Source organism: Shewanella sp. SM101, from assembly GCF_025654465.1.
GTDB lineage: Bacteria > Pseudomonadota > Gammaproteobacteria > Enterobacterales > Shewanellaceae > Shewanella > Shewanella oncorhynchi.
On sequence record NZ_JAKKRH010000003.1, the window covers coordinates 132,236 to 158,291 of the forward strand.

34 protein-coding genes, 1 tRNA gene, 2 other RNA genes and 1 pseudogene are annotated in these 26,056 nt (G+C 49.0%); 7 read left to right on the forward strand and 31 right to left on the reverse strand.

Annotated features, from left to right (window positions below; genetic code table 11):
- Window positions 1–23: 23 nt before the first annotated feature.
- The 3 genes from L5M38_RS02675 to L5M38_RS02685 all read right to left on the reverse strand — a co-directional run bounded on the left by L5M38_RS02675 (window position 24) and on the right by L5M38_RS02685 (window position 2,159).
- The gene (locus L5M38_RS02675; RefSeq protein WP_263178243.1) at window positions 24–1,196 is read right to left on the reverse strand and encodes a phage protease; all 1,173 of its coding nucleotides are present in this window, start codon (window positions 1,194–1,196) and stop codon (window positions 24–26) included.
- Window positions 1,197–1,272: 76 nt separating this feature from the next.
- Window positions 1,273–1,509: a hypothetical protein gene (locus tag L5M38_RS02680; protein WP_263176002.1), complete on the reverse strand. Its 237-nt coding sequence runs from the start codon at window positions 1,507–1,509 to the stop codon at window positions 1,273–1,275.
- Window positions 1,510–1,706: 197 nt separating this feature from the next.
- Window positions 1,707–2,159 (reverse strand): phage virion morphogenesis protein, encoded by a 453-nt coding sequence (locus L5M38_RS02685; RefSeq protein ID WP_263178244.1) that lies wholly within the window; start codon window positions 2,157–2,159, stop codon window positions 1,707–1,709.
- A 55-nt stretch (window positions 2,160–2,214) separates the two neighbouring features.
- Here L5M38_RS02685 and L5M38_RS02690 point away from each other — a divergent pair.
- Window positions 2,215–2,289 (forward strand) — tRNA-OTHER (locus L5M38_RS02690).
- 25 nt (window positions 2,290–2,314) lie between these two features.
- Here L5M38_RS02690 and L5M38_RS02695 read toward each other — a convergent pair.
- From L5M38_RS02695 to L5M38_RS02820, 26 genes are all read right to left on the reverse strand, one after another.
- The gene (locus L5M38_RS02695) at window positions 2,315–3,631 is read right to left on the reverse strand and encodes a phage minor head protein (protein ID WP_263178245.1); all 1,317 of its coding nucleotides are present in this window, start codon (window positions 3,629–3,631) and stop codon (window positions 2,315–2,317) included.
- Entirely contained in the window at window positions 3,624–5,210 is a 1,587-nt protein-coding gene (locus tag L5M38_RS02700; protein ID WP_263178246.1) for a DUF935 domain-containing protein, read from the reverse strand. Before L5M38_RS02700 ends, L5M38_RS02695 begins: the two co-directional genes overlap by 8 nt.
- On the reverse strand, window positions 5,210–6,850 hold the full coding sequence (locus tag L5M38_RS02705; protein WP_263178247.1) for a hypothetical protein: 1,641 nt from the start codon (window positions 6,848–6,850) through the stop codon (window positions 5,210–5,212). The genes L5M38_RS02700 and L5M38_RS02705 overlap by 1 nt, the downstream gene beginning before the upstream one ends.
- Window positions 6,850–7,419, reverse strand: a complete 570-nt coding sequence (locus tag L5M38_RS02710) for a DUF3486 family protein (RefSeq protein WP_263178249.1) — start codon at window positions 7,417–7,419, stop codon at window positions 6,850–6,852. Before L5M38_RS02710 ends, L5M38_RS02705 begins: the two co-directional genes overlap by 1 nt.
- On the reverse strand, window positions 7,409–7,663 hold the full coding sequence (locus L5M38_RS02715) for a hypothetical protein (protein WP_263178250.1): 255 nt from the start codon (window positions 7,661–7,663) through the stop codon (window positions 7,409–7,411). Before L5M38_RS02715 ends, L5M38_RS02710 begins: the two co-directional genes overlap by 11 nt.
- Before the next feature lie 2 nt (window positions 7,664–7,665).
- A complete protein-coding gene (locus L5M38_RS02720; RefSeq protein ID WP_006087224.1) occupies window positions 7,666–7,962 on the reverse strand; it encodes a hypothetical protein in 297 nt (98 codons plus the stop codon).
- Window positions 7,962–8,300 (reverse strand): DUF2730 domain-containing protein, encoded by a 339-nt coding sequence (locus L5M38_RS02725; protein ID WP_263178251.1) that lies wholly within the window; start codon window positions 8,298–8,300, stop codon window positions 7,962–7,964. Before L5M38_RS02725 ends, L5M38_RS02720 begins: the two co-directional genes overlap by 1 nt.
- The gene (locus L5M38_RS02730; RefSeq protein WP_259574580.1) at window positions 8,297–8,521 is read right to left on the reverse strand and encodes a hypothetical protein; all 225 of its coding nucleotides are present in this window, start codon (window positions 8,519–8,521) and stop codon (window positions 8,297–8,299) included. The genes L5M38_RS02725 and L5M38_RS02730 overlap by 4 nt, the downstream gene beginning before the upstream one ends.
- An 84-nt stretch (window positions 8,522–8,605) precedes the next feature.
- Window positions 8,606–9,175 carry a hypothetical protein gene (locus tag L5M38_RS02735; RefSeq protein ID WP_263178254.1) on the reverse strand — a complete coding sequence of 190 codons (570 nt, stop codon included), beginning with the start codon at window positions 9,173–9,175 and terminating at the stop codon, window positions 8,606–8,608.
- Window positions 9,172–9,738, reverse strand: a complete 567-nt coding sequence (locus L5M38_RS02740) for a lysozyme (RefSeq protein ID WP_263178256.1) — start codon at window positions 9,736–9,738, stop codon at window positions 9,172–9,174. The genes L5M38_RS02735 and L5M38_RS02740 overlap by 4 nt, the downstream gene beginning before the upstream one ends.
- Window positions 9,728–10,024 carry a hypothetical protein gene (locus tag L5M38_RS02745; RefSeq protein WP_263178257.1) on the reverse strand — a complete coding sequence of 99 codons (297 nt, stop codon included), beginning with the start codon at window positions 10,022–10,024 and terminating at the stop codon, window positions 9,728–9,730. Before L5M38_RS02745 ends, L5M38_RS02740 begins: the two co-directional genes overlap by 11 nt.
- 79 nt (window positions 10,025–10,103) lie before the next feature.
- Entirely contained in the window at window positions 10,104–10,547 is a 444-nt protein-coding gene (locus L5M38_RS02750) for a hypothetical protein (protein ID WP_263178258.1), read from the reverse strand.
- 114 nt (window positions 10,548–10,661) lie between these two features.
- Window positions 10,662–11,096 (reverse strand): Mor transcription activator family protein, encoded by a 435-nt coding sequence (locus L5M38_RS02755; protein ID WP_063884370.1) that lies wholly within the window; start codon window positions 11,094–11,096, stop codon window positions 10,662–10,664.
- Window positions 11,086–11,616 (reverse strand): hypothetical protein, encoded by a 531-nt coding sequence (locus tag L5M38_RS02760; protein ID WP_263178261.1) that lies wholly within the window; start codon window positions 11,614–11,616, stop codon window positions 11,086–11,088. The genes L5M38_RS02755 and L5M38_RS02760 overlap by 11 nt, the downstream gene beginning before the upstream one ends.
- Window positions 11,613–12,227, reverse strand: a complete 615-nt coding sequence (locus L5M38_RS02765; RefSeq protein WP_063884368.1) for a gp16 family protein — start codon at window positions 12,225–12,227, stop codon at window positions 11,613–11,615. The genes L5M38_RS02760 and L5M38_RS02765 overlap by 4 nt, the downstream gene beginning before the upstream one ends.
- A complete protein-coding gene (locus tag L5M38_RS02770; protein WP_131524992.1) occupies window positions 12,221–12,442 on the reverse strand; it encodes a hypothetical protein in 222 nt (73 codons plus the stop codon). Before L5M38_RS02770 ends, L5M38_RS02765 begins: the two co-directional genes overlap by 7 nt.
- A gap of 16 nt (window positions 12,443–12,458) precedes the next feature.
- Window positions 12,459–12,531: hammerhead ribozyme type II (locus L5M38_RS02775), an RNA gene on the reverse strand.
- Window position 12,532: 1 nt separating this feature from the next.
- Entirely contained in the window at window positions 12,533–12,985 is a 453-nt protein-coding gene (locus L5M38_RS02780) for a hypothetical protein (protein ID WP_263178263.1), read from the reverse strand.
- Between the two features lie 11 nt (window positions 12,986–12,996).
- Window positions 12,997–13,194, reverse strand: coding sequence for an ANR family transcriptional regulator (locus L5M38_RS02785; RefSeq protein ID WP_263178264.1), 198 nt, complete (start codon window positions 13,192–13,194; stop codon window positions 12,997–12,999).
- Window positions 13,195–13,212: 18 nt separating this feature from the next.
- An RNA gene (locus L5M38_RS02790) (hammerhead ribozyme type II) lies at window positions 13,213–13,285 on the reverse strand.
- An 11-nt stretch (window positions 13,286–13,296) separates the two neighbouring features.
- The gene (locus L5M38_RS02795) at window positions 13,297–13,596 is read right to left on the reverse strand and encodes a hypothetical protein (protein ID WP_131525304.1); all 300 of its coding nucleotides are present in this window, start codon (window positions 13,594–13,596) and stop codon (window positions 13,297–13,299) included.
- Window positions 13,597–13,615: 19 nt separating this feature from the next.
- Window positions 13,616–14,251 (reverse strand): DUF3164 family protein, encoded by a 636-nt coding sequence (locus L5M38_RS02800; RefSeq protein WP_263178267.1) that lies wholly within the window; start codon window positions 14,249–14,251, stop codon window positions 13,616–13,618.
- A gap of 1 nt (window position 14,252) precedes the next feature.
- A complete protein-coding gene (locus tag L5M38_RS02805; RefSeq protein ID WP_263178268.1) occupies window positions 14,253–14,471 on the reverse strand; it encodes a hypothetical protein in 219 nt (72 codons plus the stop codon).
- 42 nt (window positions 14,472–14,513) lie between these two features.
- On the reverse strand, window positions 14,514–15,476 hold the full coding sequence (locus tag L5M38_RS02810) for an AAA family ATPase (RefSeq protein ID WP_263178270.1): 963 nt from the start codon (window positions 15,474–15,476) through the stop codon (window positions 14,514–14,516).
- 55 nt (window positions 15,477–15,531) lie between these two features.
- Window positions 15,532–17,526, reverse strand: coding sequence for a transposase domain-containing protein (locus L5M38_RS02815; protein ID WP_263178272.1), 1,995 nt, complete (start codon window positions 17,524–17,526; stop codon window positions 15,532–15,534).
- Window positions 17,519–18,004: a hypothetical protein gene (locus tag L5M38_RS02820; RefSeq protein WP_263178274.1), complete on the reverse strand. Its 486-nt coding sequence runs from the start codon at window positions 18,002–18,004 to the stop codon at window positions 17,519–17,521. The genes L5M38_RS02815 and L5M38_RS02820 overlap by 8 nt, the downstream gene beginning before the upstream one ends.
- 110 nt (window positions 18,005–18,114) lie before the next feature.
- On the opposite strand from L5M38_RS02820, the gene L5M38_RS02825 reads away from it, so the two are divergent.
- The gene (locus L5M38_RS02825; RefSeq protein WP_263178275.1) at window positions 18,115–18,567 is read left to right on the forward strand and encodes a hypothetical protein; all 453 of its coding nucleotides are present in this window, start codon (window positions 18,115–18,117) and stop codon (window positions 18,565–18,567) included.
- A 9-nt stretch (window positions 18,568–18,576) separates the two neighbouring features.
- Here the strand turns inward: L5M38_RS02825 and L5M38_RS02830 are convergent, their stop codons facing one another.
- The gene (locus tag L5M38_RS02830; protein WP_263178276.1) at window positions 18,577–18,852 is read right to left on the reverse strand and encodes a transcriptional regulator; all 276 of its coding nucleotides are present in this window, start codon (window positions 18,850–18,852) and stop codon (window positions 18,577–18,579) included.
- Between the two features lie 170 nt (window positions 18,853–19,022).
- On the opposite strand from L5M38_RS02830, the gene L5M38_RS02835 reads away from it, so the two are divergent.
- From L5M38_RS02835 to L5M38_RS02850, 4 genes and pseudogenes are all read left to right on the forward strand, one after another.
- Window positions 19,023–19,784: an XRE family transcriptional regulator gene (locus L5M38_RS02835; protein ID WP_263178277.1), complete on the forward strand. Its 762-nt coding sequence runs from the start codon at window positions 19,023–19,025 to the stop codon at window positions 19,782–19,784.
- Between the two features lie 243 nt (window positions 19,785–20,027).
- Window positions 20,028–20,660, forward strand: a pseudogene (locus L5M38_RS02840) (DMT family transporter); the annotation flags it as partial.
- A gap of 68 nt (window positions 20,661–20,728) precedes the next feature.
- Window positions 20,729–23,932, forward strand: coding sequence for a mechanosensitive ion channel domain-containing protein (locus L5M38_RS02845; RefSeq protein ID WP_105253001.1), 3,204 nt, complete (start codon window positions 20,729–20,731; stop codon window positions 23,930–23,932).
- 14 nt (window positions 23,933–23,946) lie between these two features.
- On the forward strand, window positions 23,947–24,669 hold the full coding sequence (locus L5M38_RS02850) for a glycerophosphodiester phosphodiesterase (protein WP_263178279.1): 723 nt from the start codon (window positions 23,947–23,949) through the stop codon (window positions 24,667–24,669).
- 20 nt (window positions 24,670–24,689) lie between these two features.
- Here the strand turns inward: L5M38_RS02850 and L5M38_RS02855 are convergent, their stop codons facing one another.
- Window positions 24,690–25,022, reverse strand: a complete 333-nt coding sequence (locus tag L5M38_RS02855; protein WP_263178281.1) for a DUF3392 domain-containing protein — start codon at window positions 25,020–25,022, stop codon at window positions 24,690–24,692.
- Window positions 25,023–25,116: 94 nt separating this feature from the next.
- Between L5M38_RS02855 and L5M38_RS02860 the strand changes: the two genes are divergently transcribed.
- Complete coding sequence (locus L5M38_RS02860) at window positions 25,117–26,052, forward strand: D-2-hydroxyacid dehydrogenase (RefSeq protein WP_263178283.1); 936 nt, start codon at window positions 25,117–25,119, stop codon at window positions 26,050–26,052.
- The last annotated feature ends 4 nt before the right edge of the window (window positions 26,053–26,056 follow it).

The window sequence follows — 26,056 nt, forward strand, 5'->3', positions numbered from 1 at the left end:
CTGGTTAATGGAGTGGCACACCGCTAAGCGGTGGCCTTTTTACCTGCAGCCATTTGTTCTGGGGTTAAGCCCATTTGCTTGGCTACGCTTAAGTCCTCTGCGGTAAGTGCCGCCAGTTTGGTGTCCTTATCCTTGTTAGGGGCAGGAACTGTGGAGGTTTGCTTGGCACCTAGTGCAGCAATAGGCACTCGTGCATCGATGTTGGCAGTGAGTGCTGCCATGTTTTGATTGCCCAATTGGGTAAGGTAATCACGTTCACACTCAAAGGCTTTGTGGTCATCAATCGCCGCCTTAACCGCTTGCTCAACAGTGAGCACGCCATTCTCAGCGGTTAGCGCGACCAATTGCTCACGCAATGCATTCACAGTGGCAATGGGGACGAACTTGGTTAGGTCAATGGTTGGCGACTTGGCGCTTAACGCAGCCACTTCTTGCTTAAGGCCATCGACACTGCCCGCCGCTTTAACCAGATCGTCAATGCGCTTTAACGCATCGTTAAGCTGTGCTTCGGTTGGCTCGCTACCTTCGGCAATTTCAATACCTAGGGCGGCTAAGAGTTTTAGTATTAGTGGGTTCACATGGAGTCCCTCCGATGGGATGGATTGAAGATCGTTTGCATTGAGAGTGGCCAGTGCGGCCAGCGATGCGAGTGGCAACATGCCATCGACACCAGGGCGGTTAGTTAACGCTGCAGAATGGATAAACTGGGGGCGGCCTGTGGCCTTGTCGTATCCAAAAACCAAAGAGAAATAGCGATACTCTTTGGCGTTTAGGTGGGCGATAGCGTTATCGGTAAAGCGCGGCTTAATAAATAAACCTTGCCCTTGGCGATACTGCACGTCATCGATATTGAACCAGCCAGAAGCGGGAGCGGGCTGGCCGTTCTGCTCTTTGTTGAGGGTTTGGTGTTCGTAGTCAATGACCAGATCACCAGCTTGATGCGGGGTATTTGCCTTAAGCGCAGCAAAGGCAGCTTCATCCATCAACCACTTGCCACCCGCTACATCATCAGGGCGACCATCTACAGCAGCAAAGTGGCCATCAGGCAATGCCTGAATGTAGCCATCTTCACCGAGTTGGAAACCTGTGCTGGTACTGGTATTAACCACTAGCGCACTGCTTAATGCCGCAACGCCTAGGGCTATGCTAGCAGCTAAATGAGCTGGGCTTTGGTTGGTGGATTTAGCTTTTGACACAATGGCACTCTCAATAACATTGGAGTGCCCATCATGATCGAGTGGGACTAACTAGCGGATTGGAAAGGTTTCGGGATTATTTGTGGCCACCTTTTAGCCTTGCATGCAAATCATTAACGGCGTCAACAAATCGCTCAAACTGTTGCCAATCATGAAAGTTCGCATATAAACCATCATAAGCCTCACCAACTGGACCAATGACAATTTCAGGGATCAAGTGGTTATCCACCACTGCAACTTGTTGAGGCTTACACTTAACTCCTGGATACTCATTTAACTCAACCGTTTCATCAAAAAAAAATAAACAACCCATTCCTTGTCTCCTTGCTTATTATTAAGTTCACTTTACAAGGCGAGCATAACCTAGTTTAAAACCCGTTTAAATCCTTGTTAAAGCGTTTAAGTGGGTTTTAGATGAGCCGTTATACCAAGTTGAAAGCTTAGGCGCTTAAATCGTGTCTGAGGGCGTTAGCAGACAAATCCATTCAACCCACTTTTTACAACACATTCTTACAGCAAATAGCTTCCCAAGAAGCCTAACATAGACTGTTCGCTCTCATGGCTTACACCGAAGTATCGACGCGCTGGTATACCCGCAGGGCCAGCAGGCATATCGTCGGTGCCGCCGAAATAGTGAATAGCGGCATAGATTTTATTGCTGCCAATCTCCGCCCAAAAGTCGCCGCTGTCGGCAGTCACGCTGGCAGCTAGCCCGCCAGCACTGGCTTGTAATATCTTACCGCCCTGGCGTTTAGGGTTGGCCTTAAGGTAGGCATCACTTAAAGATGCCCAGGCTTGACCTGTAACTGGATCGGCCTCGGCCTCAAAGGCACCCTCTGTAGCGGACTCCAGAACGGCAGCAATATCGTTCATCGGTTCGCTTAAGTCATCGAGCTTATCCAGCAAACTCCCCAACACTTGCAGCACTGGGGAGTCACTTAAGACGATCTCTACCTTGTTCATTTTTTATCCTTAGCACTGTCAACGTGGAGGAATGGTGATATGCTTGAACACAGGGTGGCGTGTACTCTTAACTGGTAAAGCAGACTCTGATCATTCAGGGTGTATGTGGGTTCGACTCCCACCACGCCACCACACTTCACTTATACCAAACTCACTTACAGACGACCTTCAATCACTTCATATTCTGGTTGCAGCAGGTTCGCTCGATCCGTCTTATAAACGTTGATCACCGCATCCATTGCCTGCTGGCGTTTCATCTTCCACGCGCTATTAATGATCACTTTAACCTTACGGCCATCATCCTCAGTGGCATAGACATACAACAGATTCTGGTTCTTGCTATCCCAAAGCACGGCCTCGGGTTCTGCCAACATCTGCGGTAATTGCTGATACTCATCACGACTTAACGCAACACCCTCAGCAATGTGCCTTGCACTATCTGCATGCACTAATTGCTTTTCTCCTATGGCCAGTAAGGCCGTAGGTTCTCGCCCTAAACGCGCTGTCACTGCGGTTTGAATCGAGGGCGTCATAAAACCTAAAGCCTGAATGCCTAAGCCTGGTCGTCGCTTTTGTCCTGGATTGGCGGCAAGGACTTCATCCGTCCATTGGGCAAACTGGGCGTGGCGCAGTGGGCTATTATTGAGTGCCTGAATAAACTGCGCGCGGGTGTCTAACGATTGAATAGTGCCCAGCTTTTTGGCGACGGCCACATCGGTACCAAAGGCGGCTTCGCCTGGACTATAGGCCCAGCCTAAATCGGGGCTCATGCTGCTGCCATCGGGCAGATCAATCCGCGCATGGGGCACGGTTAACACTTCACCCGTTCCGCGCGCGACTGTCTCAGTGTCAAAGCGCTGGATATAACCTTCGCCATTTTCCACAGTGATCCCCATCGCCTTCACTTGCGCCTCGGTGAGCGCCCGAACGCGGCAACGACAGCCCCATCCATTGGGCGGATAGATGATGTCCCATATTGGATCGTCAAAGCGGAACACTTTACCCCTAAGCCGCGCATGGGCTGGCCGTGTTTGGCCGTCATCTATCGCCACATACTGCCAATAGGGGTGGGTTTTGGTGCGCGATAACATGCGCCGATAGCGCCCAGCCATGTAAGCGGTTTGCAGGTTTTGACGATAGATAGTGTTTAAGCGGTAGGGACTCCCCAGCTGTACCTCGCGGCCATCGACTTCCTTTTTCCCCCACCATCCGAGCTTTTCGAGTTGAGGTTTAAGGTTTGCCTGAAACTGTTTAGCGGTTAACCCTTGGCTTAGGGCTGCATCCACTTCATTACGGATCGCCGTGAGCACATCCATCTGTGCCGCCTTGGCCACAGTAAAGGCACGGGCGTGGGCGCGAGTCCACACGTCTTGCCAATCGTCACTGATGGCAAAGCCTTTGGCACGGAAATAGGCCACCGCATCGGCGGGGGCTTGGTTAATGGCAATGCTTAAATCAACGGTTTTAGGCATTGGCGATTCCCCATAGTTCAGCCACAAACATTAACCGCGCGAGCATTTCGGTAAGCTGCTCGGTATCCATGGCGGGATAGTCCTTTTCCAGTTGCGCCCGCAGCTGCTCCGGTTCGCTCTGCAGTTGTGCCAGTAATGGCTCTACCATCGCCATATATGCTTCGCTCATTTGACCTTGAGTGAGTGCATCCAAGGCTTTATCTAAGGCGGTTTGGCTCGGTTCACTCAACGGGGCATCTGACGGTTGAGCGGCTAAAGCCGCCAATGCTGTCTGGTTAGCAGCGCTGGCATTGGGATCTTCTTGCTGGATCACCAGCACGGCTTCGCCATTAGCGGGCTTAGGGATACGGGTCTTTTCATGCAGCCAGTTTTGTGGGATCTGCATGCCCATGCTGACGAACGCACGCAGCGGATACGCTAAGGCCCGTAAGTCTTCGGCTTCTGTGGTATCAAAGACTAAACGTGGATGACGACGGTGGCTTTGATAACTCTTGCAGTTAAGCGCATATAAAGGGGCCACTAAGTCGCGGGTTAAGGTTTCGGCAATCAGGGTAAGGTCAGCATCACGCAGCTCTTGGCGCACTTCGTTATGCACTTTACCGAGCGCATTAGTTGAGCTTTTACCATCGGCTTGGCTGGTCAAGGTGCCGCCTAAAATCACCTTGCTCATGGTCTTTTCAGCCCAGCTAATCATCAAATCAAAGGGATCGGCTTGACCTGTGGCGGCACTCTCAAAATCCATCACCATGCCCTTGGGCATAATGCCACCCGCGTTATGGCCAATGCTCATCACTGCATTTAACAGGGCGCGCTTTTCCTCATCGCTGGCACCCGCTGGATACTGACCAATACGCAGCGGCAAACCGTAGATCTCAAGGAACTCGGCTAAGTCGCGCACACTGTAGTTTTTAAAAATAAACGGCCAGATTAACTGACGCACTAAACCACTGCGGCTAACATAGCCCGACTTGGCTGGATGAATATGTTTGATCCAACCAAAGGGCCACAGGTCAGCGCCATTGACCGTGGCATCACGCAGCCGCAGTTCGTTGCGCCGCTCAGGGTGAGTCATAAACCAAGACGGATCGCGATACTCTGGCACTTCAATAAACCATTCGCCTAGCTCTCGCGTCCAGGCTAACTCGTGCATGCTAAAGCCCTTGAGAATGGCATCACTCATTGACTTAATGAGCGTCTTTATCCAGTTACCTTCCTCAAGCATTTCTTGCAGATATTCAGTGTCGGCCTTTTCCTGTGGCGTCGGGTTACGGGGTGGCACTAAATAGTAGTCCACGCCGATCAACGCCCGTTTGCGCTTGTCTAACTCGGCATAAAGGTGGCCGTCTTTCTCTTCGATATCTTCGGCCAGTTCACATTGAGCAATGAGATCGCCTTGCTCGGCGGCCTGTAAAATATTGGCTGCACTGGCGGGCGTCAAGCCGCTACTTGGGTGCTGGCTAAAGGTACGTTGCAAGCCAATTAAACGCACATCGTCGGTCTGCAGTGCTTTGGCTTCACGCTGTTTAAACGGCCGACCACTGGCGTCCAAAATACGTGATTCAGTTGTTTTTTCTTGCATTACCAGCAACCTCGCTGCGTTTGATGATCATCATCCTCATGGGCACTTGCTGCGGCATTCGGATTGCGGTGATCACTTCTAGGAATGGGGGTGAACTCTATGGGGGCACCGTCTAAGGTGGAGGCGTATACCATCAAGAACAGGCTGATCGCGGCATCACCATGGCGTTCTTTTTCTTGGCCTGTCCGCACATCGCCAAGGCATGGCGTACCTCGACGGTTAATGCTTAAGGCCCGCAGGTCAGTACTGGTGTCGTCATCCCTTGGGATAGTGATAAGCCCGTCTTCAAAGTGGCTTTTAAAGCGTGGCATTTGCTCGCGGTAAAAGGACTCAGATAGCATCACACAGGCGATCACTTCACTGCCGTATTTATCCTGGGCGTATTCCGCTAACGCTTGGCCATTACCGCGCGCATCCATCGCGCCGCCCCTCAGCCGTGGTAAGCGGTCCACAATGTAAAACAGGATCTGCTCTTGTTGGCGAAAGGGAATGTTTTTTAGCTCGACCTGTAACTTGGTTTTGATGTGCAAGTCTTGGGCGATTTCCCCCACGTCAATCACAGTTAAGTCACCACTACGGGCAAAATCTTCACCAAAGCAATGGGGGCGTGCAGGGTCTAAGCTATCGAGAACCGGCTTGAGTTCATCCTCACACCACTTAAGGATCTCCGCCGCCCGTAAACCTTCTGGCCATTGTCCAAAAGCATCGTCTTTTTTAAGGCGAACAACGGGGCCGCTATCTGTCACGCTGGCCATGCGGGCTTCGATTAACGCGCGGTTAAGATAGGCACCACCGCCCGATTTAGGCACGCAGAAGTATTCTTCTAATGCGTCCTCTTCGGTAGCTGTGGCTTTGAGTAATTTTGCTTTCCAGTCATCCTCGGCCGCTTGGCTCCATTCGATGCCGCGCACTTGGCAAATACGCTTATACAGCCCCTCGTGACACGCATCATCTAAGGTGACACGGTGAATGGAGTAATCTTTTTTACCCGCACGGGAATCGTTAATCAGCTCATTGAACTGGTTATCAATGCCATTATGGGTGGAGATCAAGCGTACCTTCGCGCCCCACATAGTCAGCGCCAACGCTGCTTTTAGCACTTCTGCCAAGCGCTCGTGAAACGCGGCTTCGTCTATAGTCACATTGCCTTGCATACCGCGTAGGTTCGAGGGATTACTCGATAGCGCCTGCACCTTAAAACCTGAGGCAAAGTAAATGGCAAAGGTCAGGATCTCTTTACCGTCTTGGCCTTCATCAACAAACACTTCTTCTTGGATTTCGCCTGCGGCTTTATCAAATACTTTGGCCCACATGGCCGCAGCGTCGATAAATTCCCGCGCCATCTCCTTGTTACTGCCCACATAAAAATGGTTAGTACCGCCTTGGCCACGGGCAGCGCCTGCAGTTAAAGAAGCATCGGCAGCTTCGGCCCAAGTGAGTCCAGTTCGGCGCGACTTTTCGGCAATTTTCAGCGGTGACTCGTCGGCTATCCAGCGTTTCTGATAACCGAGCAGCACCTCTTTAGGATCAAAGCGACTTAGGCAACTTGCCTCATACGTGGGATCAAAGCTGCTTGCCGTTGGCGTGATGGCTAGCGCTACCGCAGTCGCGGCCGCTAACACCTTTTTCTTAATGGTCATCATGCAATCCCCAGAATTTCGCGCTTAAGCAAGGCCACGGCATCACTGGTTAAGCCTGCGGTTTTCGCTACCTTCTCGGCGGCATTAGCGGCCTCTGCGGCAAAAGCAGTGCGGATCTCTTTCTCGCGCTTATGGCTGGCCATGGCAGCAGACTCCAAACGCTGCACCGCTAACATGGCGTCTTTAATCATGCCAACGTCGGCACCTTCGCCCGTTTCATCTTGGTTTAATAGGGCTTTAAACAGCTGCGAACGCGCCATTTCGAGGATGAGTTTAGTGACTTCACCTGTGGGTTTATCGCCCAGCTCTGCCGTCCACACTTGGGTGATCTCACGCATTTCGCGCAGGGATTTACCCACAGCCTCCATCTTGGTGGCATAGCGGTTGATGCCTGCGCGGGAAAGCTGGTTTTCCTCAGGCAAGCCTGCGGCTTTAATCAGCACATTGATTTCATCGAGCAAATCAATCTGCTGAATCGAGCCATTACGCAACCCCGCATCGAGCTTTTTGCGGATAGGATCAGGCAGTAAATCCACCTTAGAACGTCGGCCTCGGGTTTCACTCGCCATCGTCTAACCCCTCCCATTCTCGTAGCCACTGCGCACGAACTAAGTGGATCTGCTTCTGTAGTTCGGCCTCTGCCGCAAACACCTTGGGAACCGTCTTTTTAAGGCGCTGGTCTAGCGCTTTGATGTGCGGCTTAACGTGCTCGTTTTTAGCAAGCACGTTCTTTTCGAGTTCGCGGATAACAAACAAATCCGCCACTAAGCGGATGCCTGCAAGCTCACCACGATTTAGGATTGCTCTTGCCATGGCTACTCTCCCGCCCGTGGACGTTTAACCCCTGGCACTACCGCGCGGCCTGTCGCCACATCTTGGCCGCGACCTGTTAGCGTTGCCGTGGTCACTTTGCCCACTAACTCGGTTTTAATCAGCCCTTGCTCGTTAAGCCAAGCGAGCTGCACCAGCAAGGCATCGCGGCTAATGTCGAGGCCGTAGGCATTTAAGCCATCTTGTAAGATGGACTCATTGAGTGCAAAGGCTCCCGCCTCGGTCAGTAATCGAAGCACCACAAGGCGTTGGTGCTCATTGATAATTTGCTGCATCGCCATTATTGGTGGCCTCCTTTCAGTTCGTTTTCGAGAAGCATGTCGGTCTTGGTTTCTAAGCGCCTAATGCCTTGTTCCATTGCGCCAAAGCGCTCACCTAAACCTGTGAGGGTTTTATCGAGCGCATGCAGTTCGTCACGGGTCGGCATGTACTCCAATTGCATTTCAGTTTCGCTTAGGCGTTTGTCGATTCCGGCCACCATTTGGACGACCTTTTCGTGCTCGATGCGCGGGGTAAAGCGAGTGCTAAACCACGCCATCAGCAGTGCACAGAAAACGCTAATGACGCTGCCAATGAAGCCCCAATACTTACCGAAATATTCAAATAACGATTCGATCATAAACGCTTCCCATAGCGCTGCTTTTGGCGCTTATCTTCATCCTGTTGGCAACTGATACAGCGCAACTCGTTAAGCCGCTGTGGCTCATTTGGCTCTAAGCAATCAATACAGATGCCATTGCCAGTGCTGTGTTGTTTGTGCCTGGCGGCATCCCGAACTGCATCAACACAGGCAGCTCGCTCGCGGGTTTCCATATTGCTAGCCCAATCGTTTTCGTCCATGGGGTTCCTTATTTTGTTTGGTCTGTTTGATGGCGTTGCCGCCAATCGTGCAGGGCTTGCCAGTCGAGGTTGCATTGCCCAAGGTCAGTGAGTAGCGAGAGCATTAGCCACGCTGACTTTGGGTTGGATAGGCACTGTTCCTTCTGGGTTTGCAGGCACTGCAATACCTGTAGTGGAACCTGAGTGACGTTGCACTCTCGCATCAGTACTTCGGGCGGCAACACATATTGGGTCTTGTAAATAGGCACGTAACGCACAGCGGGCGGCGTTGTCGAACACGCGCACAACATCGTTAGGCACACTAGCCACACGCCATGTTTGTGTTTGTTCATCCTGGGCGTCCTCAAGTAACTGGGTGAGTTGATGGTTAAGATCTTGATTACGAGTAGCTAACGCGGCCTTTTGCTGCTCAACGGTTTGCACCTGTAGGGCGAGGGTTTCGCCTTCGTCTTTTAGGGCAATGCGTTCAAGGTTGGCGTCTTGTAGCCATACCGCTAGCGTGTCTGCACTCTGTTTTAGGGCTGCATTGTCAGTTAACGCTTGGGTTAGCTGGCTCTTAGTGCTCTGCTGTTGGTGGTACATCAGCCCAATGGTGACTAATGCCAGTGACAAAAATAGCCACTGCACAGTGCTAATGATTTGAGAGGGATTCATTGCGCGCCCCCCTTTGATTGCGAGAGGCCCAGTTCGCTTAGGCAAATGGTTTGCTCTTCGGCACGGCGCTTGATGAGGCCATTTAGGCGCACCTTGACACCTAGGCGGGTGCCATAGGTCCAACCATTGCAGATGCGCTCACCCGTTTGAGGATTGGTGGAACAGGCCTGCGTTAGCTCCTTGCAGGCACCCACACGATCCCCTACAAGCAGCTTTTTACGCAGGGTTGAGCTGGCAAAGTTGCCGTATCCCGCCCAGTGCAAAAACGATAAATAGGCGGCGTGCTCGCTGTGGGTGAGCTTTACAGGCGCGGTGAGGCTGAGCAGTTGCTTATCTTCCTTGGCGATATCCTTGGCAAAAATCTCCATGCATTGCTGCTCGGTGAAGGTTTGATCAAGCTTTAAGTCTTTGCTCGTATGGCCACGACAGGCGGTAAGTACGCCCACCGCATCGACATAGACGCTCAGGCTATTGCCTTCCCATTTATCGGTAAGCTGTGCGCCAGTGATGGCCGCCGAACTTAAGCCAGCGGCCAGTAAAATCGCTTTGAGTTTACTGTTCATTAGGCACCGCCATAGCTTGTGCCTTGCGTTGCTCGCGGGCTTTTAAAACATGGAGGTGAGTGACGGCATGCCAGCCTTGTTCAAAGTAGCTTTGACGGGTGAGACTGTTGCTATACAAAGGCACGACGGTAGGTACATCGCCTGCTAACTCCGCCTTGATGCGGGCATTTAAACCGTCCTTGGCGCACTGGCGATAGACTCGGCTTTGTATGCGTTTGGGCTGCGCATTCGCAATCGGCATACTATTAACGCCGCTGCGATAGTTGTTGTGGGTGACAAAGGCCATAAAAAAACCGAGATAGTGAACATGGGTTCATTGTCTCGGCTTAAGGGTTTGGAGCGGATTGGAAAGGTTTCGGGATTAGTTATGGCTGAATGACTCGCTCAGGAATACTTTGCTGAAATGGGCTAAGTTTCTTACCTGTATGATTTAAAAAACAACGATAGTCATCTGTTCCGGCATAAGCCCCATAACTGTTTCTAGCATTAATACTAAGAATAAGCACCTTTCTCAAACCGCTCCCATCTTCAATAATATCAGTCCGATGCGATTCAACTCGTAAAGACTGGCGGTCTTTCCATTGATATTCTGTTTTAAGTAACTCAACACATTCTTGCACAAGGTCATAAGTATCAAACGGTTTAGGTTCATTTTGTGAAGGCTTAACTTCAACTACCTCGGCATCGTCAGCACAAGGCATTTGGCTATAAGTCTCAACGCCATCAATAGTACATTTAAAAATTTCAGCTTTTACAGCAAAGCTGTTGATACCTAGTACTAATGCGGTCAGTAATGTCCATTTCACCATGATTCAACGTCCTATTAATTCCCAATACTTCGCGTTACTTTTTGCTGAGTTTATCGCCAAAAGAGACGAATAAAAAGGGCTACCTATTGGTAGCCCTGTGATATAGATTCGATTTCAAAACAACCGCCTTTGCTTTCTTGCCACAAATGCCGCGCGCTGTTCGGCCACAATCTCGCTCACTCTTCGCTCGGTTAAGCCATAATCGCGGCTTAATTGCTCAAGGTTGTTGCCCTTAAACTCACGCCAAATTCGGATATCGCGCAGGGCATTTTTAAGACGTTCTCCGTTGGGAATATATACGTCACGGCCACCTAAATAAGCACTCAAACTGGTCGCTAAGGCTTCGCTCACATTATCTGCATCGACAATATTATGTTGCTTAAGCGTCACTCGCATCACATCGCAAAGGCTTTGCAGTGTCGATGGCCAGCGGCGAATAAAATCTTCACGTTCATCTGGCTTGAGTGTGGCTAATGTCGCCAATGCTTGCTCAAGTTCAGCGGCACTGGTCGAAAGTAAATCCAGTTGTTCACCTTGTTCATTCAGCATTGGTGTCTCCTTGTTCTGTTGCCTTGGTCTTCTTAGCTTTTGCTTTAAATTGCGCCATCTGTGCATCAAACTTGGCTTTGGTTTCAGCCAAGCTTTCAGGACGGCCGTAGCTGGTGATCTCATAGCTTGGCTTTGCGTTTGCAGCGGGTGCAGCCACAGGGGTAATTGAGTGCTGGCTAATGCTTTCAAGCACTTTTTTTAAGTAATTGTGGTTGGTTAGTGGTCTTGCATTACCTTCGGTTCTGGCAGCGCGAAGCTTGATCACAGTCTCTTCTAACGCCGCACGTAACCAGTCTCGGTTTGAGGTTAGCGCCAGTGTGTCGTTCACCAGCGTGAGTGCACGGTTAAAACTCAAGTCGCTTTTTACGGGGCGGAATAAGCCGATGTAGTTCATTAGAATCCGCCCAGTGGCACCGTCCATCGGTGCAAGTGTGGCGAGCAGCTCGCGCGCCGCATCGTCATTCACTAAGGCATCTAAGTGGATATTACTGTGGCATACAGGGCAGCGGCAGAGTTTCATAGGTGGCCCTCATACTGGGCAACAATCACCTCATAACTTGCAGGGCGAGTGCCGTTTTCATTCATTTTTAAACGCTCACCACGGGCAATAATGCGCTCGATAAGTACACGCTTATGCCAGTTTTTCAGGCTTTCAAGTACCTTGTAGGCTTGCGGTTCTGTCATCCAAGGGGTGGCATCCACACCTTCGTTTTTACTGCGTAGCGTCATGCGACGCACATAGGCATCAAGCGCCGATTCACTGTTATCCTGGATAACTAAGTGGTGGCCCATGGTGATCCAAATGGCACGTATTTTATCTATGCTGGCCAATTTGCTTTTACCCGCCGCAGGACTTAAACGGCGTTTAACCGCTGTTTTATTGTTGGTTACAGTAGGTTTAAAGCCCTTTTGTTTAAACACTTCTAGCGCCTGTTCAAGCTCTGGCAAGTTCATTGCCCGCAAGGAATCTTTACCCGTGGCATTTTTCAGCATGGCGCGGTAGATGGCTTCATCGAGCTGCAATGATCCCTTAGCCACATTGATTAAGGTGATCAGGCGCTTCTTGTGTTGAGCGACTGGGTGCGCCTGCGCATTAGTCTGCACAGGGGCTTTTTGATTAGTTTCTAACATTCGTCATCCTCATCGGTTGTCGCACTGGATACTATCTTGATGGCTTTAGGCTGACTCTTAAGCTGCTGCCAATTCGGTGTTGCTGCATTTAAAAAGTTAACAGCCCAAAGCTCACGATCGGCGAGCAGTTCTGCCTTAGTTTTCCCCTTACGAACGGGCCTAACTGGGCAGTTCGCAATGGCATATTTGAGTAAGCGTTTAGCATAGGGTGTCATTCATCATTGCTCTTTTTGTTAGCTGCTCATCAGTACCCAGCCACTACGCTGGATAGACACTCTCTACCGTGGTAGAAAGCGTTTCGCGGGTTAACTCAATACAGGTTCTTGGGTTAAACAATCTGCTTTAGTTACTTCCAAACTTTTTAATTTCTTAAACTGGCGGCATAACACCGAGGCTCTTGGAAACGTGGGTTCAAGCCACTCAATTCGTTCATGTAAATTTGGAAACGCCTTTTTGGCTTGGCGTTTACCCCAGATTTTTTCGATATTGGCAATCTCTTTTGCGGTATGTCTAGCCATGCTGCGCTTGTGCCAAATATCGGTGATAATCTTAGGGGTGGTTTCTGGTACTCCATCGAATTGACATATCCATTCTCCCTTAATCACTCCATCAATGAAGACTTCCAGCACTGTGACTGACTCATTTTTTCTGGCTCGGCGGATACTGACTTCATGCCCTTGATAGCTAAATGCAATATTCACAAAGCTAAAAGTCATTTCCGTTTCAAGCTGTTGCCATTGTTCTTTTGTGATCGCCATTTTCTCTGTCCTTAGTTACGCAGTTGGCGTACATGGCAGAACGCCATACGAGAGTCAGCCCAATCGTAATTCGTTATTGAACTAGCCAATTGTCGTGCCTGGCCCCAAAGCAAAGTGGCAATACCATAATTGCCTGTACGCTCTTGCTCTGCGGCATGTGATGCGGTTCTGATATATTCGGTGCTTTCGACTGTTTTCTTGGTTTTCATCATCTTCATCCTCGTATGTGTTAGCTGCTCATCAGTACCCAGCCACTACGCTGGATAGACACTAGCGACCTAGGCCGCCAGTGTTTCGCTGGGTCTTGGGCTCTAGCCCGCTGTTGCTAGTAGCCCTAAGTTGTTGAGTGACTTTTCCATAAAGAAACCGATCACAGCGCGGCGTTCGCCTGCAAACTCTTGGCTTAACTCCTTGAGCGCATTGAGCAGCGCGGCGCACATCATCAAACAGTAATGCGGCCTTTCAGCGGCTAGGCCACTGAGCTCGCTGCGCAGATTGTCAAAGCTGGCTTCAAGTAAGGTCGCTTGGCGTAATTGAAACGCCACCCGATCGAGTGCGGCTTGGTTGTCATCGAATAGGTGTTGAATGCCCGATTGTGTGCTGAGTGTCATGATGTGCTCCTTGCCCACCCTAAAGGGTGCTTATATCCAGTGGTAGTTGGGTGTATTTGCCATTAGGCTGACGCTCATATAGGCGCAGGTACTGGCTAGTGCCTGTGATTTGAATCGCGTCGGCTATAGCGTCCATGGCCCGTTTCCAGTTGGCATCGTCGATATCCAGCTGGCGCAGACTGAGCACTTGGTTAACGTCAATTCGGCCTTGCTGGTTTACCCGAAAGGCATGCTCAACCATCGCCATCAGGCGGGTATCCGCGCCACCGCTCCAGCTTTTAATGCAATCATCAATCAAGGTTTTAGCGGTTTGGATACGCTCATCAAATACGCGGTGTTCACCCACTGCACGGCGCACTTGGTACTTGCCATCAAAGCTAGTAAGTAAAATATTGCCCTTACTGCCACCGACCTTAACGCCATATTCACTGGCCGATAGTTCGGCAAAACCATCAATTTTCGCCATCGTCATCAGTTTGAAATTAAGCATCTGTTCACGCAGTTCTTTGGCTGAACCGACAATAGCCAGCACTACTTCATCGCGCAGTTTATCTACGGCCTTAATACGGTCTTCATGTACCAAATCGCCTACCGCGTTTTTGCGATAGCCCTGCGGAATAGCGGCTTGGTTGTGGGTTTGTTCTTGTGTGTTCATCTTATTTGTCCTCATTCCAGCGCACTGTCACGCCGTGAAATTGCACCGCCATACAACGGCGACGAATGCCTTTAATGTTCTCGATAATGTCCACAGCCATGCGGCGAAAATCAGCGGTTGGCTTGTCGATTTGCACGACTTTCACGCCACTGTGGATTACCTTCATACCGCGCAGTCTTAGGGCGCTAATCACATCGAATTTAAGGTTTTGGTGTTTCATGTCTTGCTCCTTGCTTATGCTTAAACGGGTTAGGTAACGGGGTTATTCCACGCCTTCGAGGTCTTTAAAGGCGGCGCGTAAATGGGTAACGCCAATGGCGCTATTGCTGCCGCTGGCCATCATGGCGGCGAGGCGTAGGGTTTGATTGAGCAGACGCAGCGCACCAGGGCGTTCTGATATTTGAGTCATCAGGGCGCGTTCGCTATCGCCGTGAATCCCCCAAGCGGTAGCAATGGCCGTTACATCGTTTTTCTTGGCTTTGTGAATGCCAACTTTTTTGGCGATACGGCTAAACAAGCGCGCAAAATCTTCATTTCTGCGGCCACCTGTTAGCTGGGCATAAACGCGGTTATTACCGACCAGCACCATGCCGACTTGGGTTTGTTCCTGCAAAATGCGCAGTTCTTCGAGGGTGGCGTAATCCAAATGATCCGCCTCATCGATGATCACCAATCCACCCGTACCCATGAGACGGCGCTTAATGGCGCGCGCCAATGGGCCTTTGCGGCGCGGCGCATCGTCCATACCGAGTTCTAATGCCAGTTCATACAAGCATTCGCTGAGGCTGGATGCGCTGGGTGAAGCGGTGATCATCCACACGTTTGAGTTATCGTTAGCGTAGTGTTTAGCCGCTGTGGTTTTACCTACACCCGAGGCACCAAATACCACGCTGATACACTCAGCTGCATGGGCATAGGCCAGTGCGGTATGGATTTGGTTTGCAGTTTGAGTTTGCACAAACTTAGGTGCGACAGGGTTCGTGGCGCGGTTCGTCTGCAGGGCAAGCCATGCGGTGAGCTTTTCTGTCACAGCAGTGCTATCGCCGTTGTCATATTTGCCGTTTAGGTATTGGCTGATCACGCTAGTGCTGACATTAATTCCCTTAGCCACTTGAGCTTGGGTGACTTTTTTGCCGTCGATCATCGCTTTTACTGCGTCGATAACCTGCTGCTGTTGGTCTGGTTTCACTTCTGATTGAGAAATACTGACAACCTTGTTCATCATATTTTTTCCTTTTCCATTTCGGGTAAGAACTGATTAAGTTGGGTTTAAACGGGTGTTAAAGTCGGTTTTTATTTTTCTCGGCAAACAACGCCGATACACCTAGTGCAAAGGCTTCTTCAAAGTTTTCAGCCTCTGGCTGGGCTGCTACAGTGCGCACAGTGTTGCCTTGGCGGATATGCACCATCTCAGTTGCCGCAGGGGTTAATGGATCTTCTGGTTCAACACCGCGCATTAACTCAGCGGCTTCAAGGTTGCTCATGCGCTTATGTGCTTTGGCAGCTAACTTATTAGCCTTGGTGAATTGGGTACGGTGGCGAGTGTGTTCGCGGGCGGCATCGGTATCACCAAAGCCAGTCGCTTGAATACAGTTGGCCTCACAGATCAGCAGACCAGACAGCGTGTAACACACCACCATGCCGTGCAGATTATCGGGGTCAAAACGCGCGACGATCTTCTGGCCGACATAGCTATATAAAGCCTCGTGGTGATAACGGTTTTTACGGCTGGCAACCGCGCCGCCCGCATCGAGCACTATCGTTGCTTGGCTGCTAACACGTACCGCTTCGGCGCTGAGTAACAGCATGCGTTTTTGTTCAGCAGTGGCTTTACGCACCGTGGCATTTTGGTAACTGGCAGCAAAGGCTTCGTCGAATGACATTACGCCGCGACACACTTCAGTTTCACGGTTTGGCCTTTGGTTAAAAGTCTGAACGCCTTCGGCTAACACCCGCATAAACACCTCAGCAGCTACGGCTTTGCTGCCATAGTTGTCGGGTTTTGCCATTGGGTTTGCGCCAGTGTATGCACCCTCAAAGGCAATGTTTTTATCTACAAATTCGCCCAAACCACCCACGCCAAAAGCGCGTTCTATTGGCTTAGCTTGGCCATGGCCTTTACCGTGGATCACGCTCGACCAATGCAGTTGAATACCGAGCATGGGGATCAAACCCATAGGGTCGTCAGGCTTCACCTTAAAGCGATAGCGGTTAGGTACGCCGCCCGTCATCCATTTGTTGGCGGCTGCACGGGTGTTATCCAGCGTAAGTTGCTTAGGAATACCGTATTGGTTGACCACATCCATTAGCGACAGGCGAATAGTGTCGGTGTTTTCAGACACACCAACGCGCCAAGCGAGGATCTTGCGGGTGCGAATATCCGCCCAAAACCACGTTTTTGGTCGCAGGATTTCACCGTTATGCCAGCGAACAAACACGTTATGTTGATAGCCGTCGCCGTTGATCCACTCCATCGCTTCGATATCCAGCACGGTACGTTGCTGCGCGGGGTAGAGTTGCATCAGTGCGTGTTCGCCTTGGCGTAACATCACTTGCTGTTCGTGCGGTATTTCTTTATCTAAGCGGCGTTTCAAGCTATCAACCGAGGGTACTTCCCAGTTATGTTTTTTGGCTGTTTCTAACAAAGCCCAATAACTAGTGGCAAAGTTAGGTTGTTCTAACCGCAGGTAGTCAGTTTTAAACCATTCCCACGCTTCATCACTCACGGGGGCTAAACGGTTAGCGGCATTATTCATCGCCGCGATTTTGTTTTTGGTCAGCAGCTGCGGTGCCCAATCGGCTTTATCAAAGCCTTCGACCTTTTTACAGTCACGGCGCAGGGTTGGCACTGCAAGTCCAAACTCAACGGCGATATGTTCATACGCAGCCATCTTGTTGGTACCGGATTCAACTAGCGCATAAAAGGCACTCACATAAGCCAGTTTGGCTTTGGCAACAGACTGGGCGTGTTCGCCCGCACGTTCCCATGTTTGCCACAAACTGGCAGCATCGTAACGCTCACGCGCAGCTTTTGGTTTGGGGGCATTCAGCACAGTACCGTTAAGCTCAATCTTGCCTTGCTGTGCAAGCAACTTGGCTTTAGCGGCAGGCGGTAAACTGTTGAGGTGATATTCAAAACCACCGCCACGGCCTTCACGTTTGCGGCATGTCCAACCTTCGCGCTTGGCAACATCAGACACTCGTCTAGCCGATGTTGGCAATTCTGGTAATCCAGCTAATTCCGTTGCGGCGAAATATGTTTTTAATTCACTCATCGTCCGCTCCAAACAATCCAAGCTCAGGGGACTGACTTTTACTAACATTTTCTCGATGCCAAGCTAAACCACCCATGATATTAGTTAGTGCGCCGATGGTTTCATTAGCATTTGTTTCTCCGGCATAAAAGCGAATTAGCAACCCCATTGAGTCACTGAAACCGCCTTGTAATTCGTTTATCTCAGTTGCGGTTGCATTTCGGCCTGCAGGAATATCAATCACCAACTTCCCAGCTGATACAGCTAAATAGCTGGTCATTAAATCTATGCCGCAAGCATATTCAAATGGACGTATCAACTGGGCAGGCATACGACCATTTTCAAGCCATTTATAAAGTTGCCATTTATTAGGCAGCCCCATAAGGTCGGCCACTCGATCCATTGATAGGTTTTTACGCTCGCGCCCATGCTCAAGACATAACTCCATTGAGTGGCGCAAACTATTCGCAGTGACTTTTTTCCAATTTCGTCTAGCCATTGGAAACCCCTATAAAATTCAGTTCCAAACAAAGTCGATCGTTGCGCTTGTCGGAGCGATCGCATTGCTCATACACTTCAATGCAATTCAATCAATAAAACAGGCTAACTATGACCAACCCACTCAACGTACCAAGCGAACTCATACCCATGGATGCAGAAACACTCCACGAGTTGGTGACGTCATTTATCTTTGTTTCCATTGATGCTTTGCATGCTGAACTGCAACAAATACGCACTCTCTTACCAGGCGTTTTAGTGCCCGAAGTTCGTCCCGAAACGTCAACATCCAACGTAATGGCGCTAGGCGAATGTGTTGGTAACGCACTATCTTTCGCGTTTGCGCCCACTGACGACGAGCTTCGCTATGCGCTCTCGCATCTGCCACCGTCCCAAATCCAACTTTTAACCTCACGCCTTCGCCAAATAGCGCATCGCTTGGTTCAGTTAGAAGAGGATCATCATTGCCAGCTACTGGCGGTATCCCCTGTGTGGCATAAACGCTGGCGCTTGCTGATTGAGGGGCAGTTACATCCTGCTTACATAGGGGGCATGTTTTTTTAGATGAGTCCATTACGCCACCTCACGTTGCAGTGCATCGTTATTAGTAGATGTGCTAAACTCTTCGACGTAGCGGCTCGGCCATATTTCGTTTGGTGTAACACCGATTGCAGTGGCAATAATTAGTTCACCTTTAGGCCATTTACGGTCAAGGGCGTTATATAGAGTGCTGGATGCTAGTCCGCTTTCTCTTGCTAGGTGTGTTAGCGATCCGCAAGTTTTTCGGACTTCGGCTAAAATGTCCTGCCTGTGCCAGTCGCTTGAAGTGCGTGAGCTTTTCTTACGCATTTTTTTTGCTCCCTTTATTAGTAATACTTGTTAAGAACAATAGTTAGTAATAGCGGTATTATTGAGATAAATAAATCGCACGTCAAGAGATAAATCTCGCGTCCGAGTTCGGTTTTATGCGATTTATTTATCTCACCAGTTCAATCCATTAAAAATCAATTGGTTAGGGTATGCATAACGAGAATAACGAAACATCGACAACACGTCAGAGTTCTGAAATTGAACTTAGACGGTTTGGCGAGCGTGTACGCGAAGTCGTTGGGAGTAATAGTGCGCGCTCTTTTGCTCGCGATTTAAATATATCGGATAATATTTTGCGCAAGTACATGGATGGCAAATCAGATCCCAGCAGGGCCAACTTGATAGCTATTGCACGTTTAGGTGGTGTCAACCTTGAATGGCTATCTACAGGGGATGGACCGAAGTTCCCCAATGAGGTTGAGCAACCCTATCAGCATCAAGTCACTGAAGGGGTTTGTGGTGGTTATATAGCTAATAGAGACTTTCTATCTGAGTTCGCCTTGATACCAGGCTATAGCGTTCAGGTGTCTGCTGGTTGGGGGAGTGAAGGTTCGGATGAAGTTGAGCCTAGCCGTCATCTTGCATTTAGAAAGCGGTGGCTTAAATGGCGAGGCTTTGCTGAAAAGGACTTAGTAGTAGTATGGGCCAAGGGCGATAGCATGGAACCCATCATTAGCAATAACAACACCTTGCTAATTAACATGCAGCGCACCGAACTCACCGACGGTAATATCTTTGTTATCCGCAATGAGAACCAACTGTGGGTAAAACGTGTGCAGGTTATGCCTAACGCCTGGCGCTTACTAAGTGATAATAAGTTATATGACCCTATAGAAGTCCCAATGGATGAGCAGCACGGCTTTCAAGTTGTTGGGCAGGTTGTTCACATCTCGAAGGATATTGGGGATTAAAATTTAAACCTCTTTTAAACGTCACATAGGTTTAAATCACTGTGATCACTTTTTTAGCGGCATTTGCCTAAATTGGATCGCCATTGATCAAAATTGAGATCGCACCAATCAGATACAAAAACGGCGCGGTAGCCTGGACAACTCGCCCAGCAAACCCGCGCCGTTCCTCAATCGATCTCATTTATTCAGGCCAAATTTTATCTAATCTCGGTTTAATTGGTTTCTGATCATTATTTAAGAGTCTATACAGCGGCCATGCAATTATCGTCGGTCGCCATTGGCATGATTGCGTTTTTCACCTATCCGGTGATGACAGTGATTGCCGAGCCGTTGCTGACAGGTAATAAGATAAAATTACACGATATGATCAGCGGTGTATTAGTGCTGATTGGGGTGATATTACTGATCCCTGAAGCCAATTTAGGTAACGACACTACGCTGGGCATTGCCATCGGCATAGTGTCCGCCATGCTGTTCACCACCCGTAACTTATTGCACAAACGCTACTTTTCCCAGTACAGCGGCCCCCATGCCATGTTCTATCAAACCTTGGTCGCTGTGGTGTTCTTGATGCCGTGGCACCAAACGGAACTAGGCAGTATCTCATTAGAAGTGTGGGGATTAATTATTTTACTCGGCGTCGTCTTTACCGCAGCGCCACATGCGCTATTTACTTCTGCGCTGAGGCAACTGAGCGCCAAAACGGTTGGGCTAGTCTCTTGCTTACAGCCCTTTTATGGCGCCATGTTAGCGCTGATTATTTTAGGTGAAGAGCTCAATCTCAACACCTTAATTGGTGGCACTATCATAGTCGCAACCGCCATCTTCGAAACCCATCAATCGCACCAGTCACAGCGGCGAAAAAAGAACGCCTGAAACATACCAATCTCAACGCAATTTGGCTAATATGGAGCGTCTTTCGCCCCTAAATGTCTTTAGCCTATATGCCACGTATTTTATTGTTCATTATTGCTTTTTTCACATTTTCCGCACTTGCCAATTCGCCTTTGCAGTTGGACAAACGTCTTGGCATGAACAAGCAAGATCAGCAACAAAATCTCAGCATTGACGAACAAATTAACGAACTAAAAATTAACATAGAAAAACTCGCCGCCAACGCAGCCAGTTTCCAACAAGCGCAGATTGATTTTGAGCAACATAAGAAGCGCACTAACCAAGCGCTGAAAGACGCCTATAAGCCTTTATCACTAGAAAAAGGTACTGACCTCAGCCAGCAGGCTTCCATGGCCTATATTCGCTTGTCTGAACTTAAAGAAAGCGAATCCACCCTTGGCCGACAAGTTAACGATTTATTACTACGTCACAATGACTTACCTACCGTTATCGCCAGCGCGAGGCAAACTGTCGCCCAAAACAAAAAAGCAGAACTCGCCCCGCTAGATACCCCTACGGGAGAGTTACAGCAAACTCAACGACTTTTCTTTGAACAAAGCCTTGCCACCGATGAAGCAGAACTTGCCAGCAGCCAAAAACGCATTGAACTGACGCAATTACAATTACAGCTAGTCCGCCAACAACTGGTGCAGCAAGAAGCCTTGATCGAAACCATCAACAAGGCAATCAATAAACAACGTCAGCAACAAACGGATGCCACCCTAGCCAAAAACTTAGTTAATACCGAAAAAGTCATCGATCCTATCACCCGTAATATTGCCGACACTAACCAGATTTACGGCCAAAAGCTGCAAACGTTAACTTTGCAGATCAATAATGTGGTCGAACAGCAGGAACAGGCTGAAACCCAATATCAATCCCAAGCTAAACAACTGGCAAACATCCAAGAGCAGATCACTTGGGTCAAAATGAACTCCGCCTTTGGTGAGCGCTTTTTGCAGATGTTGCAATCACTGCCTAAACCACCGAATCACGAAAAACTGCAAACGCTGATCGCCGATGCGCGCTTAGACAGATACCATTTAGAGCAGCAACAAGCCCTCAATGAGCAAGAATTAGAACAACCCGGCTTATACAATGAGCAGCAGATTAAGCTCTTACACTCGCAACAGAGTTTGATCTCGCAGTTGATGCAAAGCTATGACCAATACTTAAGTGAATTAGGCAAGCTGAAGGTCAATTACCAACAACTGAGCCAACAGAATCTCACCCTCAAAAATACCCTTAACGAACATTTATTCTGGGTGCCTAACGCTGCAAGTATCAGTAAGTTATGGCTTACGGATCTTGAGCGCAGCACGGTTTGGCTTGTGCAACAAGCACAGTGGGATGAACTGGGAAAAGCCTGGGATGAACAAAACGATTATTGGTCTTGGTGGATCATATTGCTGGTACTGTGTTTAGTCGTACAAGACTTGATCACTCCTAAATTCAATCGCTTGCTAAATCATTACACTACTTATGTGGGCAATGTGACCCAAGATAAATTCATTTACACTCTCAAAGCGCTCGCCTGCAGTATCAGCTATGCGTTGATAAAACCTTTCCCAGTGATCATGGCGGGATTGATTTTCTATCATTCCGATCGCAATTTTGTGCAAGCAGTGGGTATGGGCATACTGGCGATTGGTTTAGTGTATCTCTTATATCGCTTCATCTTTATTCTGACGCTCGACAAAGGCGTACTCGTGGGCCATTTCAAACGCCCCTCAAAACTCATCCAAGCGGGACAATCACGGCTCAGACACTTTGTGCTGATTGCTAGCCCATTATTGGGTCTGATGGGCTTTACCGAAGTACTCGACACATCACTGGTGCGTAATAGCATAGGCCGCGGCGCATTCATTATTTTCTGTATCGTTTTATTCTTGTTATACAAAGATATTTTAATCCTGAGCCGTAAAAACTCAGATGCAAAAAAAGACGGTAAAAACAAAAAACTCATTCAGAAAATGCTCTGGACCTTGCTGATTTCTGTGCCGCTTTTAAGCGCAGTGTTAGCCTTTAGGGGTTACTACTTCACCGCTTTCCAAATGCTGTTACAACTGCAATTATCTATCGTGCTGGGTCTGGGTTTCTTGCTCTTATACCAATTGATCAAACGGTGGATGTTAATCGAACGCCGCCGTATCGCCTTCGATCGCGCTAAGGCAAAACGTGCCGAACGCTTAGCACAAAGGGAAAAAGGCGAAACGCATCACCCTTCCGTCGATGGACTCGATACCTACGAAGAACCCGTGGTCGATCTCGAAACCATTTCGAGCCAATCCCTTGGTCTAGTGCGTTCACTCTTGTTATTGGCCTTTTTAGCCAGTTTGATTGGTCTGTGGACTCAAACCCATACGGCGCTGTTTTCCTTCCTCGATGGCATTACGCTATGGACGACCAATACCAGTGTGAATGGCTTAGAGCAACAATTACCCATTACCATGAAGTCGCTGATGTTTGGGCTGATAGTAGTGGGTTTCTCGTTAATGATTGCCACCAATTTGCCCGGCCTACTTGAGCTAATGATCCTGCAAAGGCTTGATCTCTCGCCCGGAACGGGTTTTGCGATCACAACCGTCAGTCGTTATCTGGTGGTTTTCCTCGGACTATTAATCGGCTTCTCTAATCTCGGGATGGAATGGTCTAAGTTACAATGGCTGATTGCCGCACTGTCGCTCGGTTTAGGTTTTGGTTTGCAAGAGATTTTCGCTAACTTTATTTCGGGTCTGATCATTTTGTTTGAGAAACCCGTGCGGATTGGCGACACAGTGACAATTCGCGATTTAACAGGGACAGTCAGTAAAATCCAAATTCGGGCGACCACCATTATTGACTGGGATAGAAAGGAAATTATCATCCCAAACAAGGCCTTTATCACAGAGCAGCTGATCAACTGGTCGTTGTCAGATCCTATTACGCGGGTCATTGTTTATGTGTCGGTGGCGCGGGATTCTGATCCAGCCAAAGTCGAAGCTACGCTGTACCAAGCGGTGCAAGAATGTGAAGATGCACTTGCCAGCCCAGAACCTGAAGTCTGGTTTGCAGGCTTTGGTAAACATACCCAAGATTATGAAGTGCGCGCCTATGCGAAAGATATGTCGGCACGCTGGCCACTGCGCCATGATTTACATAAACGAGTGACTAAAAAACTCAAAGAAAACAATCTCGAACTCGCCTACCCGCAGATGGAAATCCATATTAAGAATGGTCAAAATCGCGAGCAACAAGGCATTATTAGAAGCTAATAGGATCGCAGACCATGCTTATTTTTGCTCACCGCGGCGCCAGCGGTTATCAGGCCGAAAATACCTTAGCCGCCATGGCTAAAGCGTTAGAATTGGGTGCACAAGCCGTCGAACTCGATGTACATAATGTCGAAGGTGAGTTAGTCGTGTTTCACGACAGACGACTCGATAATAAAAGCTCGGGCACGGGCGTCATTCACTTAGTGAGCAAGGATTATCTAGCAAGCATCAATGTGAAAGGTGAATCCATTCCGACGCTATGGCAAGTACTTGAGCTGATTGCGGGGCGCTGCATAGTCAATATAGAGTTAAAAGGCATTAATACCGTCACGCCGTTAATCGACTTATACCCAAAGGCTATGAGTCAGCTTGGGTTTACGAAGGAGCAGTTACTGATCTCTTCCTTTAATCACCCCTATCTGCATGAACTTAAACAGGTGTTGCCGGATGCGTTAGTCGCACCACTGCTTGCCAGTATTCCACTCGAAGGGGCTGCCGTGGTAAGCGAACTGAATGCCTATTCATTGCATTTAGATGTGAGTTTTATCAGCCAAGCGCTAGTAGACGACGCCCATAACCGAGGTGCCAAGGTTTATGTTTATACTGTCGATCATATTGATGATATTCATGCGCTTAAGCAGATAGGTGTCGATGGCGTGTTCAGCAATTACCCCGATCGCGCCATGCAAGCCTTAACTCAAAAGGCAATGGCCGATTACTCTGGCTACTTTGAGTAACGGCCAAAATAATCATGATATTAAGCTTGGCTATTTCGCTGAGCCCAATAACCGATAAAAATAAACATGGCCACAATTAACAGAAACATCCAATGGGATGGCATAGCCACTATGTGTCTTGCCACCCAAGGCGTGGCTTTCACGATTAATAGGCCATAGCCAAAGGCATTCACAATAATAAAAACAAATGTCCGTAGCACAAAAGATTGCCCCAACAAATGACGCCTTAAGAGACGATTGACATCCGCTGAAAAAACCAAAATAAGACACACCACCATAGCGGTAGCAATATCAAAAGCCCAAGGGCGAAGCATGTTCCCCAATTGGGCAATAAGGGCGATTAACTGATCCATAATGACTCAACCTAAAAAGATGCGACGCAATCCCTCGAAGTGACCGCGACAGCACATTGAAAAATAACAATAACTAAGCATAAAGGGAGACGCCATGGGGCACAAGTTACTCTTGCTAACGAAGGCAAATCAGCAGTACCGCGACTTGATTGAGGCGCAGAAACTCCCTGATTTAGAGATACTCGATGATAATCCAGCGGGCATAATTGATGCAGATATTTGGTTAGCCGAACCTAAACTCGCCGCGCCCTTATTACCCCATGCTAAAAATCTGCAATGGTTACAATCAAGCTTTGCAGGCATAGATGCTCTGATGAGCCCAAGGGGCAGAAAAGACTATCAACTTACCAATATTAAAGGCATTTTCGGCCCGCTGATGAGTGAGTTTGTGTTCGGTTATTTACTCGCGCATATCCGTGGTCATGGTTTTTATCGCCAGCAACAAGGACAAAAACAGTGGCTGATTCAACCCCAGCAGCGCCATTCAAGCCTACAGGGAATGCGATTACTCTTACTCGGTACAGGCTCAATTGCCCAGCATCTCGCGAAGACGGCAAAGCACTTTGGCATGCATGTCACAGGGATCAATCGAAGTGGTAATACCGTAGAAGGTTTTGATGCCATAGAAGCGATGGCCAATTTAGGCCAAGTGTTAACACAGGCCGATGTGGTTGCAAATCTACTGCCAAGCACTCCTGCAACGCATAATCTTCTCAATGCTGACATGTTAGCCATGTTAAAAACTGATGCAGTGCTGTTTAATGTTGGCCGCGGTGATGCACTCGATCTCGATGCACTCAATATCCAACTTATCGCTAATCCTAGTCAGCAAGCGATCCTCGATGTATTTGCTCAGGAACCTTTGCCCAATAGCCATCCTATTTGGGAACGGGAAAATGCCGTAATCACGCCGCATATTTCGGCGCCAAGCCATCCTGCACAAATCGTCGATATCTTTAGCCAAAACTATCGCCGCTACATCATGGGTGAGCCACTGCAGAATCGAGTCGACTTTAGTAAAGGTTATTAGATCA

Bases quoted from the DNA above. Each gene is read 5' to 3' on its own strand.
- L5M38_RS02770 (WP_131524992.1), bottom strand. From the start codon at position 12,442: ATGACACCCTATGCTAAACGCTTACTCAAATATGCCATTGCGAACTGC.
- L5M38_RS02685 (WP_263178244.1), bottom strand. From the start codon at position 2,159: ATGAACAAGGTAGAGATCGTCTTAAGTGACTCCCCAGTGCTGCAAGTG.
- L5M38_RS02810 (WP_263178270.1), bottom strand. From the start codon at position 15,476: ATGATGAACAAGGTTGTCAGTATTTCTCAATCAGAAGTGAAACCAGAC.
- L5M38_RS02855 (WP_263178281.1), bottom strand. From the start codon at position 25,022: ATGGATCAGTTAATCGCCCTTATTGCCCAATTGGGGAACATGCTTCGC.
- L5M38_RS02730 (WP_259574580.1), bottom strand. From the start codon at position 8,521: ATGGACGAAAACGATTGGGCTAGCAATATGGAAACCCGCGAGCGAGCT.
- L5M38_RS02720 (WP_006087224.1), bottom strand. From the start codon at position 7,962: ATGGCGATGCAGCAAATTATCAATGAGCACCAACGCCTTGTGGTGCTT.
- L5M38_RS02695 (WP_263178245.1), bottom strand. From the start codon at position 3,631: ATGCCTAAAACCGTTGATTTAAGCATTGCCATTAACCAAGCCCCCGCC.
- L5M38_RS02825 (WP_263178275.1), top strand. From the start codon at position 18,115: ATGACCAACCCACTCAACGTACCAAGCGAACTCATACCCATGGATGCA.
- L5M38_RS02815 (WP_263178272.1), bottom strand. From the start codon at position 17,526: ATGAGTGAATTAAAAACATATTTCGCCGCAACGGAATTAGCTGGATTA.
- L5M38_RS02700 (WP_263178246.1), bottom strand. From the start codon at position 5,210: ATGCAAGAAAAAACAACTGAATCACGTATTTTGGACGCCAGTGGTCGG.
- L5M38_RS02795 (WP_131525304.1), bottom strand. From the start codon at position 13,596: ATGACACTCAGCACACAATCGGGCATTCAACACCTATTCGATGACAAC.
- L5M38_RS02780 (WP_263178263.1), bottom strand. From the start codon at position 12,985: ATGGCGATCACAAAAGAACAATGGCAACAGCTTGAAACGGAAATGACT.
- L5M38_RS02680 (WP_263176002.1), bottom strand. From the start codon at position 1,509: ATGGGTTGTTTATTTTTTTTTGATGAAACGGTTGAGTTAAATGAGTAT.
- L5M38_RS02750 (WP_263178258.1), bottom strand. From the start codon at position 10,547: ATGGTGAAATGGACATTACTGACCGCATTAGTACTAGGTATCAACAGC.
- L5M38_RS02715 (WP_263178250.1), bottom strand. From the start codon at position 7,663: ATGGCAAGAGCAATCCTAAATCGTGGTGAGCTTGCAGGCATCCGCTTA.
- L5M38_RS02705 (WP_263178247.1), bottom strand. From the start codon at position 6,850: ATGACCATTAAGAAAAAGGTGTTAGCGGCCGCGACTGCGGTAGCGCTA.
- L5M38_RS02850 (WP_263178279.1), top strand. From the start codon at position 23,947: ATGCTTATTTTTGCTCACCGCGGCGCCAGCGGTTATCAGGCCGAAAAT.
- L5M38_RS02740 (WP_263178256.1), bottom strand. From the start codon at position 9,738: ATGAACAGTAAACTCAAAGCGATTTTACTGGCCGCTGGCTTAAGTTCG.
- L5M38_RS02805 (WP_263178268.1), bottom strand. From the start codon at position 14,471: ATGAAACACCAAAACCTTAAATTCGATGTGATTAGCGCCCTAAGACTG.
- L5M38_RS02830 (WP_263178276.1), bottom strand. From the start codon at position 18,852: ATGCGTAAGAAAAGCTCACGCACTTCAAGCGACTGGCACAGGCAGGAC.
- L5M38_RS02735 (WP_263178254.1), bottom strand. From the start codon at position 9,175: ATGAATCCCTCTCAAATCATTAGCACTGTGCAGTGGCTATTTTTGTCA.
- L5M38_RS02835 (WP_263178277.1), top strand. From the start codon at position 19,023: ATGCATAACGAGAATAACGAAACATCGACAACACGTCAGAGTTCTGAA.
- L5M38_RS02725 (WP_263178251.1), bottom strand. From the start codon at position 8,300: ATGATCGAATCGTTATTTGAATATTTCGGTAAGTATTGGGGCTTCATT.
- L5M38_RS02800 (WP_263178267.1), bottom strand. From the start codon at position 14,251: ATGAACACACAAGAACAAACCCACAACCAAGCCGCTATTCCGCAGGGC.
- L5M38_RS02845 (WP_105253001.1), top strand. From the start codon at position 20,729: ATGCCACGTATTTTATTGTTCATTATTGCTTTTTTCACATTTTCCGCA.
- L5M38_RS02860 (WP_263178283.1), top strand. From the start codon at position 25,117: ATGGGGCACAAGTTACTCTTGCTAACGAAGGCAAATCAGCAGTACCGC.
- L5M38_RS02765 (WP_063884368.1), bottom strand. From the start codon at position 12,227: ATGTTAGAAACTAATCAAAAAGCCCCTGTGCAGACTAATGCGCAGGCG.
- L5M38_RS02785 (WP_263178264.1), bottom strand. From the start codon at position 13,194: ATGAAAACCAAGAAAACAGTCGAAAGCACCGAATATATCAGAACCGCA.
- L5M38_RS02755 (WP_063884370.1), bottom strand. From the start codon at position 11,096: ATGCTGAATGAACAAGGTGAACAACTGGATTTACTTTCGACCAGTGCC.
- L5M38_RS02745 (WP_263178257.1), bottom strand. From the start codon at position 10,024: ATGGCCTTTGTCACCCACAACAACTATCGCAGCGGCGTTAATAGTATG.
- L5M38_RS02760 (WP_263178261.1), bottom strand. From the start codon at position 11,616: ATGAAACTCTGCCGCTGCCCTGTATGCCACAGTAATATCCACTTAGAT.
- L5M38_RS02820 (WP_263178274.1), bottom strand. From the start codon at position 18,004: ATGGCTAGACGAAATTGGAAAAAAGTCACTGCGAATAGTTTGCGCCAC.
- L5M38_RS02710 (WP_263178249.1), bottom strand. From the start codon at position 7,419: ATGGCGAGTGAAACCCGAGGCCGACGTTCTAAGGTGGATTTACTGCCT.